10 protein-coding genes and 1 pseudogene are annotated in these 12,413 nt (G+C 36.3%); 3 read left to right on the top strand and 8 right to left on the bottom strand.

Annotation, left to right across the window (positions count from 1 at the left end):
• Positions 1-260: 260 nt before the first annotated feature.
• The gene (locus ACEPXG_RS01235; protein WP_391209718.1) at positions 261-1,625 is read left to right on the top strand and encodes a TrkH family potassium uptake protein; all 1,365 of its coding nucleotides are present in this window, start codon (positions 261-263) and stop codon (positions 1,623-1,625) included.
• Positions 1,626-1,706: 81 nt separating this feature from the next.
• Here the strand turns inward: ACEPXG_RS01235 and hpaB are convergent, their stop codons facing one another.
• From hpaB to ACEPXG_RS01210, 5 genes and pseudogenes are all read right to left on the bottom strand, one after another.
• Positions 1,707-3,140 (bottom strand): 4-hydroxyphenylacetate 3-monooxygenase, oxygenase component, encoded by a 1,434-nt coding sequence (hpaB, locus tag ACEPXG_RS01230; protein WP_391206581.1) that lies wholly within the window; start codon positions 3,138-3,140, stop codon positions 1,707-1,709.
• Positions 3,141-3,383: 243 nt separating this feature from the next.
• Complete coding sequence (locus ACEPXG_RS01225) at positions 3,384-4,988, bottom strand: ABC transporter permease (protein ID WP_391206578.1); 1,605 nt, start codon at positions 4,986-4,988, stop codon at positions 3,384-3,386.
• Complete coding sequence (locus ACEPXG_RS01220) at positions 4,988-5,881, bottom strand: ATP-binding cassette domain-containing protein (RefSeq protein ID WP_391206575.1); 894 nt, start codon at positions 5,879-5,881, stop codon at positions 4,988-4,990. Before ACEPXG_RS01220 ends, ACEPXG_RS01225 begins: the two co-directional genes overlap by 1 nt.
• A gap of 15 nt (positions 5,882-5,896) precedes the next feature.
• Complete coding sequence (locus ACEPXG_RS01215; RefSeq protein WP_391206572.1) at positions 5,897-6,337, bottom strand: TetR/AcrR family transcriptional regulator; 441 nt, start codon at positions 6,335-6,337, stop codon at positions 5,897-5,899.
• A 54-nt stretch (positions 6,338-6,391) separates the two neighbouring features.
• A pseudogene (locus ACEPXG_RS01210) lies at positions 6,392-6,466 on the bottom strand (TetR family transcriptional regulator); the annotation flags it as partial.
• Between the two features lie 733 nt (positions 6,467-7,199).
• On the opposite strand from ACEPXG_RS01210, the gene ACEPXG_RS01205 reads away from it, so the two are divergent.
• Both ACEPXG_RS01205 and ACEPXG_RS01200 read left to right on the top strand, forming a co-directional pair.
• Complete coding sequence (locus ACEPXG_RS01205) at positions 7,200-7,367, top strand: DUF6440 family protein (protein WP_391206569.1); 168 nt, start codon at positions 7,200-7,202, stop codon at positions 7,365-7,367.
• A 110-nt stretch (positions 7,368-7,477) separates the two neighbouring features.
• Complete coding sequence (locus ACEPXG_RS01200) at positions 7,478-7,975, top strand: methylated-DNA--[protein]-cysteine S-methyltransferase (RefSeq protein ID WP_391206566.1); 498 nt, start codon at positions 7,478-7,480, stop codon at positions 7,973-7,975.
• Between the two features lie 53 nt (positions 7,976-8,028).
• Here the strand turns inward: ACEPXG_RS01200 and ACEPXG_RS01195 are convergent, their stop codons facing one another.
• From ACEPXG_RS01195 to ACEPXG_RS01185, 3 genes are all read right to left on the bottom strand, one after another.
• Positions 8,029-10,083: an EAL domain-containing protein gene (locus ACEPXG_RS01195; RefSeq protein ID WP_391206564.1), complete on the bottom strand. Its 2,055-nt coding sequence runs from the start codon at positions 10,081-10,083 to the stop codon at positions 8,029-8,031.
• Positions 10,084-10,385: 302 nt separating this feature from the next.
• On the bottom strand, positions 10,386-11,576 hold the full coding sequence (locus ACEPXG_RS01190) for a quaternary amine ABC transporter ATP-binding protein (protein WP_391206561.1): 1,191 nt from the start codon (positions 11,574-11,576) through the stop codon (positions 10,386-10,388).
• Complete coding sequence (locus tag ACEPXG_RS01185; RefSeq protein ID WP_391206559.1) at positions 11,573-12,391, bottom strand: ABC transporter permease; 819 nt, start codon at positions 12,389-12,391, stop codon at positions 11,573-11,575. The genes ACEPXG_RS01190 and ACEPXG_RS01185 overlap by 4 nt, the downstream gene beginning before the upstream one ends.
• Between the last annotated feature and the right edge of the window lie 22 nt (positions 12,392-12,413).

The following is a 12,413-nucleotide window of genomic DNA, read 5'->3' as shown; positions in this document are numbered from 1 at the left end:
CATGCTATTTTCGATTTTATTCACTTATTCTTTCTACTTCTCTATTATCTATACTAATTATATCTCTACTCCCACACAGCATCCAATCTTTTCTATTTTTATGCCAGAATGTTCTACTATTTTAGAGCTCTAATCTAATGTTCATTACCGCTTATAGCGTATGTTTGTAAATTATATAATCGTTTTCAAAAAATCACTTCCAAAATCACCGGATATTCTTTATGATAGGGGATATGAAAAAATGGAAGGGATCTGTAATCATGTGGGGTAAAGTACGAAATTGGCTGGAAAATCTGTCACCTGCCCAAGTTATTACAGGCTATTATTTGCTCGCAGTAACTATATCTATCGTATTATTTAGTCTCCCGGCAGTTTTTAAGCCTGGGGTTCACGTGTCTTTTATCGATACGGTCTTTACTGCTGTTACTGTGGTAAGCGATACAGGTTTGACTGTATTTAATATTTCGGAAACTTATAGTGTATTCGGCTATTTTGTCATTATGATTGTTTTGCAGTTTGCAGGACTTGGCATTATGGCGATTAACACTTTTTTTTGGATACTTATAGGAAAAAAGGTTGGTTTGCGTGAACGCCGTTTAATAATGGTAGATCATAACCAGTTCGCATTATCAGGACTCGTTCAAATGGTTAAAGAAATTTTGAAAATTATTTTCCTTATTGAGATTTTAGGAGGAATTATTCTAGGGTTGCATTTTTTAAATTATTATCCAACTTGGAAAGATGCATTTCTTCATGGTTTGTTTGCATCCGTAACTGCGACAACAAATGCTGGAATGGATATAACAGGAGAGTCTCTTGCTCCATATGCTGGCGACTATTTTGTGCAAATCATAACGATTATTTTAATCATTCTTGGTGCTATTGGGTTCCCAGTACTAATTGAAGTGAAGGAATATTTATTCAGAAGAAAAACAGACAATAATTTACCGTTTCGTTTTTCCTTATTTACAAAGTTATCGACATTAACATATGGAATTCTTCTCGTTATTGGAACGGTTCTTATTTTGCTTTTTGAATGTCAACATTATTTTAAGGGCATGAGCTGGCATAAAAGCTTCTTCTATGCTTTTTTCCAAGCAGCAACAACGAGAAGTGCTGGACTTACTACAATGGATATTACCGAATTTACGATGCCAACACTGTTGGTTATGAGTATTTTCATGTTTATCGGTGGTTCCCCAACTTCTGTTGGGGGTGGAATAAGGACGACGACATTTGCTTTAAATATGTTATTTATTTATCATTTTGCAAAAGGAAACCGTAATATTAAAGTGTTTAATCGCGAGCTTCATCAAGAAGATATATTGAAATCACTAGCTATCACAATGTTAGCTACTATCATGTGCTTTATATCCGTTGTCGCCATCAGTGTTTTTGACACGAAGCCCCATCTTATCGAAATTGTATTAGAAGTTTGTTCCGCATTCGGTACTGTAGGCTTGTCTATGGGGATTACCCCAGATCTCAGTATTTATTCGAAATGTATTCTGATGATCTTGATGTTCGTAGGAAGAATCGGCTTAACTTCATTTTTATTTATTATAGGTGGTCAAACAAAGAAAACAAAATATCAATATCCAAAAGAGAGAGTTATTACGGGTTAATTCATTATATTTCATCCTATAATACGTTTTGAGCCCTTGGGAACCGTTGTTAAAGTTCCTAAGGGCTCTTTGTATTTATGCTCATTCCAACATATCCTTTACGCGCTGTACATATGGAGCCTTATTGTATGAATGGTATAGTTCGCTAGAAAGTCTAGTAGGATCCCCGAAGAAAAAGCGTTCGTATAAAGTCTGTCGTGTGCCGAAAGAACTCATTGTCAAATCCCATGCCAAGCGGAATAGTTTAACGCGATTCTCGGCATTATCGGCTTTAGACTGTAAGTATTGATCTAAATCGTTTCTAATGGATGATTGGAATGCATCTTCCGTTGGGATAGACATTAATCCACTTGCACCTAATAGCTGTATGATTTCGGTAAACCTTGGATATACTCGCGGAAAAGTATTGATAGCAACTTTTAGCGTTATGCAGTCTGGTTGCATCAAACCCCATTTATCTATTTCGGCTTCTACCTCAGATTTAATCACCAACGCCTTCATCGTTTCTAAAGCTATGATAATTTCAGAAACCTTTTCTTGAACATGTTGGTATTGCTTGATATTAATCGTCTCGATAATTGATTGGACAACTCCCAATACAAATTCAGTTTTTACAATCTGTCTTGAAACAACTTGATGCAAGGCAAATGCTTGAAACGAACTATCATTCATAAAATTGTTAGAAACAGCTATATTGTTATAATAAAATACGCGCTCCCATGGGACTACTACGTTGTCAAATACTACTATCGAATCCATTTCCTCATACCTTGAGCTTAGCGGATAGTTAAAGGTTGAATCTCCTCCAACAAAAGATTCTCTGCATATAAACTTTAATCCTTTTGTATTACAAGGTATGGAAAATGAAAATCCTTTTTCTTCCTCCACCACACCTCCGGATGATATAACAAGTATTTCATCCGTTATTCCACCTTGTGTTGCTAGCAACCGCGCACCTTTTACAATGATCCCTTCTTCATTTTTATCAATCACCCTTGCAGCAATAGGCTCTTCTGAATCCTCCAAATAAATGGGTGACCGATTTACTTGAGGGTCAATAAATGTATGTGTCATAGATAGATCGTGTTCTCTTGCATATTCATAGAATGATCGTAAGTTTTCAGGAAAGCAGTTCTCTTTTTCATTCAAGAAACCGGCAGATGATGCAAAGGCCATTAACGTTGTATTCATATAATCTGGACTTCTTCCCATAAGGCCATTGTTCGATTTAGCCCAATGTTGCACCATCTTTCTCTTTTTAGTTAAGTCCTCTTTTGTCTTTGGCTGTAAAAAAGACAACCCTACTGGTTCCGAAGTAGATGGTGATGGATACGTCATGACATCCTTTAAAACCACATCATGTTGAAGGTCATACAAGGCTGCCTGACTTTTCATAACTCCTTTGAATGCAGGGTGCTCCGATATCTTGCCTGTCACCCGCCTTCCGTCTATCCATATATTCGTTTGCATTTGGTCAATTCGATCAATATATTGCTTCCCCGTAATAGCTGGCATACGCACGCTCCTAATTGGTACAAGCTGATTATTCTACACATCTTTTGTTGTATATTATTAATACTTCCTTTAGATTGTTACAAGATGGTGCTCATCAGGAAAATATCGATATACAATAAAATAAGAAAAACGCTAGAGCCCTTTAAGTGCATCTGGTCTTTACTATTTCCGGAGTGCTTTGGACGAAACATTGGCTACACTATTACCGCGGAAAATTATTGTGGACACAGGATTATATTTCTATCAACCTAAAATATCTCTTCTATTATATGAAATGAATCCTGCAATAGTTAAAACAATTGCTATGATCAACAATACAGTCACCGACATATAGTCCATTTCCTGTACCGGTAACTTTGGAATATGGCCATATGGCGAAAGATTGCTCATCCAGTCAGGAAATTGAAGTAAACCACCTAAATAAACAACTACAAAGGAATAAACTAAATACAACCATGCGAAATTTATAAATTGTGGAAGAAAACCTACCAATAATACTGCTAAACCGATCATTGTCCAAATTGCAGGTAAGTAAACTATTCCTGTATTAAACAAAGAGGTATAGGAAATAGCATCAACCAATACTGTTTCACTTGCGGACCATAAACCAACTACTGCTAAAAATAGCATCATAACGCTACTACCGATCGAAATGACAAAGTAACTACCTATTATTCGGGTACGAGATATTCCACGGCTGAGTAAATGCTCCGTATGATTCTTCCTTTCTTCACTTTTCAATTTAAATATTAATATGAGTGCAGGAACCGTACAGAGCATCGCCAACACCGTCATTAATATGGGTATAAATTGTTCTATTAATGAAAACCCCTCAACTGGTCTGATTAGCGCTTTCATCATCTCCACGTCTTTGAAAAATGATTCCAAGTCACCTAAAACAGATCCATAAGATGCTCCCAATACGAATATTCCAATTGCCCAAGCAATCAATCCTGTGCGTTGAATTCTTAGCGCAAGGCCTATAGGACTTTTCAAAAAAGGTGATGCATGCATTTTGCCTGGTCTAGATGGTAAAAATCCTGCTTCTAAATCTCGGATGGAATTTAAATAGAGTGCAAGTGCTAGTAAAACTAAAGCTATACCAATTAGCAATAAAACGGGTGACCAGTAATTATGCACATATACTTCCGCTTTCAATGGAATACCGAGTGGGGAAAACCAGGAAAGTGTTTCATTGCTCACGTCTCCTATCGCTCGCATTAAGTAAGCCATAATTAGTACGGCAAAACTTAACCCTATTGTCCCGCGAGAGCTTTCCGATAGCTGGGCAAATATAGCTGTTATCCCTGTAAAAATAATTCCTGTTGCCCCTAAAGCCGCTCCGTATAACACGGAGCCTTCTAAATCCATACTTTCAATTCCTAATTCATACAATCCAAAACCCATTAAGAAAGCTAATAAAATATTCGTTCCGCTCACGACTAAGACCGTTGCACCTAAATTCGACAATCGACCAATAGGTAGGGAGCGGATTAATTCCATCTGTCCATCTTCTTCCTCTGCTCGCGTATGCTTTGCTACAAGTAAAATACTCATGATAGCAACGGCTATAGCAGTGAATAGCAACATCTGATGAGCCATCATCGCTCCGTTCGTATAGTTATCTAACCCATCACTAGGACCAACCATTGCCGTCATTGCAGGGTTCATCATCGTTTGTGCAATTGCCTGTCTATCCGCCGGAGTTTGATATAAATCCTTAAATGCAGTGGCCGTGCTAAGTGTTATTAATAGTAACGCAATAATCCAAATAGGAATCCGCAGACGATTTTGCCGTAATATAAAGCGCGCAAGCATTCTTGTATACTTAAACGGCTGTTTTGACATCAGACTGCACCTCCCACTCCCTCATAATGTCGCATAAATAAGTCTTCTAAAGTTGGGGGTGCACTTTCTAATCTCACAACTCCAAACTGGCTAACATATCTAATCACCGTATCCAATTGTTCTGAATCTACTTGGAATGAAAGTGCTTGATTGTTTTCTTCTATTGAATAAACACCTTTTAATTCACTTAATCCGATAATTGGTAGCTTCGTTTCAACAAGTAAATTGGTTCGCGTTAAATGTCTTAATTCACTTAATGTACCGGTTTCAATCATTTTACCTTGACGAATGATCCCAACTCGATCACATAGTTTTTCTACTTCGGAAAGAATATGACTGGATAGTAGAATGCTTTTTCCTTCTTTTTTAGCATCTATGATGCATTCTTGGAATACTCTTTCCATTAGTGGATCAAGACCTGATGTTGGCTCATCTAAAATATATAAGTCTGAATCCGATGCGAACGCTGCTATTAATGCAACCTTTTGTCGATTTCCTTTAGAATAAGTTCTGCACTTTTTTGAAGGGTCTAATCTAAACTTTTCAATCATTTGTTCTCGCCGATTATTATTAAATCCTCCTCGTAACTTCATGAATAAATCAATTACTTCTCCGCCCGTTAAGTTCGGCCATAAGTTCACATCCCCTGGTACATATGAAACACGTTTATGAATATCCACAGCATCATTCCAAGCATCCTTTCCAAAAATAGTTGCCCCACCCTCTGATGCTTTAATCATACCGAGCAAGAGACGAATAGTTGTAGATTTACCCGCCCCATTTGGACCGATGAATCCATATACTTCGCCTTCGCTCACTTCTAAACTCACATGATCTAAAGCAGTGAACTTCCCAAATTTTTTCGTTAAGTTATTCGTTTGTATGATGGACATGTTTTGACCCTCCCTTTACTTATAAAACAAGGTTCGCATTATATTGATATAACCCAAAAACTCTTCGACATAGGATTCATAATTCATTGTACTTAAATCTTGCCCCTTCAATCGGCGCTTTAGTTCATTTTCATACCCTTCAATCGACCATCGAATTAGGTTAAATGCTTTTTGATCGTCCATGCCCTCTTTAAAAAAAGTAAAATCTATATTTCCGTAAATCTTTGCGTACCCTGTTTCATACAAAGATGCTATACGAGATTTTAAATCCTCATCGATATGATCATTTAAAATAATTGTGCCAATAAAGTTGATTGCTTCTGGATATTTCGAAAGGAAATCCATTTTGACCACTACGATTTGCTTCATTCGTTCCAATAAATCAGGTTCTTTCTCATCTATTGCTTCAAAATACTCATTTTCCACCATTTCAAGACAATATTCGATTAAATACAAATAGAGTTCCTGTTTAGTCTTGAAATAATAAAAGAGCATTCCTTTTCCAATTCCTGCTTCCTTCACTATTTGGTTGGTTGAAGCTTGATCAAAACCTTTCTCCTTAAACTCATTTAGAGCTGCGTCTATAATTCTATTTTGTTTATTAATATCCAGGTTTTCAAATCGCTTTGTAATACCCTCTTCCCCCTAACTGTTTTATGTTTATTCCAGTAAGAACAAATGTAGACCACTCTGGTCGATTATAGATTAACATTAATCGACCAAGGTCGTCTAATTTTATTCTTTTGAATGTAAGAAAAGCGCAAGCGTCCTTTAAGTGCATTTTGTCTTCTCTATTTTTAGAGTGCTTTGGACGAAACAGTTGCTACACTATTACTATTAGATTTTGAGAACTAAATGTATCCTATCCTAACAAATTCTAAGAGAGTGCATTCTTTACACTAAATGGCACTTCGAGACCAGTTCCTACATATCCGAGACTAATTAGTGAATTAGTGGGTAGGAGCAAATACTTTCTGCGACGAGTAACCGCAGGAGCAAATACTTTCTGCGACGAGTAACCGCAGGAGCAAGAGACTCTGCGAGATAATTATAGGGGTGTGCAAGTGTCCGCCTGCAGCGGAAATCAACCTTTTCATTGCATCAAAAATTATATACTTCTTTAAAAGAAAAGGGCAAGTGCCCTTTATTGTTTTTATGAATAGCAAAGGACAAGAAATACTATGGAATAGGCATTCATAGAATATATTAATAGATTGGTGAATAATCCATGGTTCTAATTTTAAACTTTTATTTATAATTTCATGTAAAATTTAAATAATGAAAGTTATGAATGATAGATATTGGAAGGGAGAATGTAATGATGAAAAAAAGATTTACAGTAAAATTAAAAGAACACGTCAGTGGAGGCATTCTTAAAATTGTAGTAGATACTGAAACAGGTGTAAATTATCTCATTACAAGTGGTTTGGGGTTGAGTGGAATGACTCCGTTACTAGATAAAGATGGGAAAATAGTGATTGATTAATGTCTAGTTAAGACTATAAATTTCAGCTCTTTTTCACTGCAATTTCCGCATTAAATAGTCTTTTAGTCTATAATTAAAATTAAAGACTTTTAGAAGACGGTGGTTTTAATATGAGCAAACTTTTTCAAGTTGATTATCCAACTCCTATTGGAGTTTTAGAGATTGTCGGTACGGAAGAAGCTATTACTTCAATTATGTTTACTGATCAAGATGTAGTTACTCATCAGTTGACTAAGGATACTCCTGTAGTACTACAGAATTGCTATCATGAAATGGAAGAATACTTTAAAGGATTGCGTCAGGATTTTTCATTTCCCTATATTAATATAGGTACTGAATTTCAAAAATCTGTTTGGAATGCATTGACAATGATTCCTTATGCGGAAACTGGATCATATAAGGATATCGCCATTGCGATTGGAAATGAAAAAGCAATTCGTGCGGTAGGAAGTGCAAACAGCAAAAATAAACTAAGTATTGTGATCCCTTGTCATCGAATTATTGGTTCAAATAAAAAATTAACTGGTTATGCTGGCGGCTTATGGAGAAAAGAATGGTTGATTAGTCATGAACAGAAATTTAAAAGCAAAATGTTTCCTCTTACTTAGACTAAGAGTTTATACAAAGATAACCGCTTCTCACAGTGGAGAGGCGGTTATTTTTAGGCTAAAATTTTGGATGGTTGTTCAAATGCTTTGCTCCACTGAACAAGTTCATCCACTTTCATTGGTTTAGCAAAATAATATCCTTGAATAATTGGATTTTCACAAGTAGTTGCTAAAAATTCTACTTGCTCCTTTGTTTCAACTCCTTCAAATACAATCGTTAAATCTAAGGATTCTCCTAACGCAATAATAGCTTGGATTATGGATGAATCTTTTCCAGAATGCGGTACATCATCAATGAAAGATTTGTCAATTTTCAAAGTAGAAATAGGCATCTTTTTTAAATACGATAGGGAAGAAACTCCTGTTCCAAAGTCATCCAGCGCTACTGAAAAACCTTCTTGACGGAAGGTATTAACCGCTTTTATTGCCTCTTCAATATTTTTCACAAAGCTAGTTTCTGTAATTTCAAGTTCCAATAGACTGGACTCTAGTTTATATTTGTTCAATTTACGTTTTAATACTTCTAATAATCGGCTCGACGTAACATATTGTCCAGGAATATTGATGGCTACTTGCTGAAAAAACACTTCGTCATTTCGCCAATCCGCTATTTGTTTGCAAACCTTTTCAATAATCCAATCCGTCACGACAACCATTCGATTATTCTCTTCTAAAATTGGGATAAACACTTCTGGAGAAAGAAATCCATATGTCGGATGATTCCAACGAAGCAATGTTTCAACTCCTGCAACTTTATTGGTGACCACGTTTACTTTTGGCTGATAAACAAGAAAAAACTCTTCTTGCTCCATTGCTCGCCCAATATCCTCTACGATTTCCAACCCAAATGCATACGTATGTATCGTAGAATCATACTGAATGATTTCGTAATCGAATTCGATGGAAGAATAGTTTAACACCGCTAGTGCATTTGTATATATATTCGCCGTTTCTTCTATATTATTTGCTCTTGATATGGCGCATACAGCAGTGATATTAACTTCATAATCCTCCACTATAAGTGGCTTACGGAGGTATTCTGCAACTTCCTCCATCTCTTTTTGTAAATAATCCATACCATCTATATGATGTGTGAGAAAAGCAAAGCGGTGTCCATCAATTCGATAAAGTTCCATCACGGAGGGGACTAATGCTCTAAACCGTAAAGATAATTGTTGAATTACCTTGTCTCCAAATTGGTAATCATACTCTCGATTTACATGTTCTAACCCATGTAAATGCCAAATAGCCAAACTTTGAGGAAACTCTGTCTTTTTTATTTTTTGCTCAAACAAACGACGATTCGGCAATTTAGTTAATGGATCATAATAACTCGCTCGATATTCTATGTACTTATCCATAAGGTTCGATAAAAGAAGAAAACTTAAGAGTAATGTCATACCAATTGTTACGATAACTCCTAACAAATCTATATCGACCATTTGAATAATTCTCGAATGTGGAGAAAAATGCTTAGGGAGATAGAAACTCATCGAGCTCATCCAAGTATAATAGGTTCCAGAAATGGCCAAACCTAATGCAAGTGCCATGTATAGACGAAGAGTGCGAATTTCCACATAGCGCTGTAATTTTAAAAAAACAACACTTGCCAAAAATGGAATTACTACAGAAATAACGCAAGATAAGACGAAAATGCTTCGTTTATACGTATGAATTGCTTCCGTTCTCATTCCTAACATACTAACGTAGTGACACGTTGAAATCCCTATACCTATAACCAGACTAAACGTAAAAATAGTCCAAATAGACTTTTTTTGACGATTTGCTAAATAAAAAGCAATAAAGGAGGCCGCAATCGCTGGGACGATGGAAATAATTGTTGATAAATGATCATAATAAATGCCAACAGGTAAGGAAAAAGCTAACATACCAACGAAATGCATTGTCCAAATACCAAATCCCATTGCAATAGAAGCAAGCACAAACCAAAACTTACGATGAAAAAAACTATTATTTTGAACCCGATTATTCATTACAAATGCGGTGTAAGTAACTATAAACGCAAGCATAATCGAAAGGACAACCATCGGAAAAGAATATTCACCCTGTAATTCTATTAAATTATTCTGCAATGGATGAGTAAGCACTTTCGTCACTACCTTTAATGGAGAAATATACTAAAATTATATCATATCCCCCATTATTTTTAAGTTCAGTTTACCCAAAATAAAAAGGACTTTCATATCAATTACGAAAGTCCTTTTTATTATTTTTTCGTTACACCTAATTAATTAGTCACTTAAAAGCTATTTATACGTTTGCAAAATGAGCCAATTCACCTAATAAAACAAGAATTAAAAATAGTGTAGTTTTTGCATTTTTTTGATTTACCTATTTATTAGTTATTTTAAGATTTCAGATTTAAAATCGCTACTGGAATAATACTATTTTAATCTTCTATGTTGTCACTTATCAAACTTGCTAATACATGAACACGTAGGATAATTCCCATAATAGTCAAGTCCTCCCCTGTAACAACTAGCGGATATTTGGAATCAAGAACATATGGAATAATATCTTGCACATACTCGTCTGGACGAACAGTTTTAACGTCCGTAGACATAACTTCCAGCAACGACTTTTTCAGTTTACGCCCTTCAATTGCTTGATCTATTGTTACAATCCCTTGCAATTGACGTTTTCGGTCTGCTACAAACGCACTCGATATGCCATTTTCTCGCATAACTTGTATTGCTACGTTTAACCCATCTTTTAATGAGACTAAGCCATACGGTTTCATCATAATATTTTCCGCTTGTAATATCTTTGAACGATCAATGTCTCGGATGAATTCAGAGATGTAATTGCTTGCTGGTTTATCTAGAATTTCTTCCGGAGTTCCAATTTGCTCTACTTTCCCATCTTTCATTACCGCCACACGATCACCTATTTTGAAGGCTTCATTGACATCATGTGTGATAAAAATGATTGTTTTTTGAAGACGGTTTTGTATATCGAGCAGTTCAAGCTGCATTTCTCTACGAATTAAAGGATCCAAGGCACTAAAAGGCTCATCCATTAGTAATATGTCTGGATCGTTGGCTAGCGCTCTCGCAATTCCGACACGTTGACGCATCCCTCCGGAAAGTTCATCAGGATATTGATTTTCATATCCTTTGAGCCCAACTGTTTCTAAATGCTTTTGTGCGATTTGCTGGCGTTCAACTTTAGGCATACCTCTTACTTCTAATCCGTATTCGATGTTTTCTAGTACTGTACGATGACTAAATAAGCCGAAGTGTTGAAATACCATTGCAATTTTCTTCTGACGATAGTATTTTAGTTGGTTTTTATTGTATCCAACTACATTTTCACCATCTACATAAATAGCACCTGATGTCGGACGATTCAATAAGTTTAGGCAACGTATTAACGTTGATTTACCGCTACCAGAGAGTCCCATAATGACGAAGGTTTCACCTTCCATTATCTCCATGGAAGCATCGTAAACTCCAACTGTATGACCAGTTTTAGCAAGTATCTCTTCCTTGGATACACCATCCTGAACCATTGGAATCACTTTTTTAGGTCTAGGTCCAAATATCTTAGATACATTTTCAATTTTTAGTTTTACGGTCATGCTACATCCCTCCCGTGTTTCTGAAGGCGCTTCGCGATTCCGCCTGTAATGCGGTCAATAATGATCGCTAAAAAAACAATACTAACTCCCGCTTCAAAACCTAATGAAATATCGATTCGATTGATGGCGTACAGCACTCTTTCTCCGAGGCCTTGTGCTCCAACCATTGATCCAACAACCGCCATAGCAAGCGCCATCATTGTCGTCTGGTTTACTCCCGCCATTATAGTCGGTAATGCTTGTGGCAGCTCTACTTTAAGAAGCATTTGTGATCTAGACGATCCAAATGATTGCGCGGATTCCACTATCTCTTGATCCACATTACGAATTCCGAGTTCGGTCAATCGAATAACTGGGGGCAACGCATAAATAATGGTAGCTATCACTGCGGGTACATTCCCTAGGGGAAAGAAGAAAATAACTGGTATTAAATAAACAAAACTCGGCATTGTTTGCATGGCGTCTAGTATTGGTCGCATAATTGCAGACATTGTTTTACTAAACGCTGTCCAAATACCAAAAGGAATACCAATGACAAGAGAAAGAATTACGGATATTAATACAATCGATATAGTAGTCATCGTTTGTGGCCACAAATTAAAAGTACCTATTAGAAACATAAAAAGAGCAAATAGGAGTCCACCGTATAAAGAAGTAAAATACCATCCCAATGAAAATATAACGATAATAAGCAACCACCAAGGGATGGCAAGAAGACCGGCTTCCAGCCCCTTAATCATTGCAGAGGAAATAACGAATATAAAGTCAAAAAAACTATCAAAGTTTGCTGCTAAAAAATCAATAAATTTTTCCACACCATTGCCTATTGGTATACGT

The sequence above is a fragment of the Psychrobacillus sp. L4 genome (assembly GCF_042944905.1).
Classification (GTDB): Bacteria; Bacillota; Bacilli; order Bacillales_A; family Planococcaceae; genus Psychrobacillus.
The sequence above is the reverse complement of the archived record's forward strand: the minus strand, read 5'-3'. Positions and strand labels throughout refer to the sequence as shown.

Excerpts from the sequence above, each read along its gene's own strand:
- ACEPXG_RS01235 (WP_391209718.1), top strand. The coding sequence starts at position 261 with ATGTGGGGTAAAGTACGAAATTGGCTGGAAAATCTGTCACCTGCCCAA.
- hpaB (WP_391206581.1), bottom strand. The coding sequence starts at position 3,140 with ATGCCAGCTATTACGGGGAAGCAATATATTGATCGAATTGACCAAATG.
- ACEPXG_RS01225 (WP_391206578.1), bottom strand. The coding sequence starts at position 4,988 with ATGTCAAAACAGCCGTTTAAGTATACAAGAATGCTTGCGCGCTTTATA.
- ACEPXG_RS01220 (WP_391206575.1), bottom strand. The coding sequence starts at position 5,881 with ATGTCCATCATACAAACGAATAACTTAACGAAAAAATTTGGGAAGTTC.
- ACEPXG_RS01205 (WP_391206569.1), top strand. The coding sequence starts at position 7,200 with ATGATGAAAAAAAGATTTACAGTAAAATTAAAAGAACACGTCAGTGGA.
- ACEPXG_RS01200 (WP_391206566.1), top strand. The coding sequence starts at position 7,478 with ATGAGCAAACTTTTTCAAGTTGATTATCCAACTCCTATTGGAGTTTTA.
- ACEPXG_RS01190 (WP_391206561.1), bottom strand. The coding sequence starts at position 11,576 with ATGACCGTAAAACTAAAAATTGAAAATGTATCTAAGATATTTGGACCT.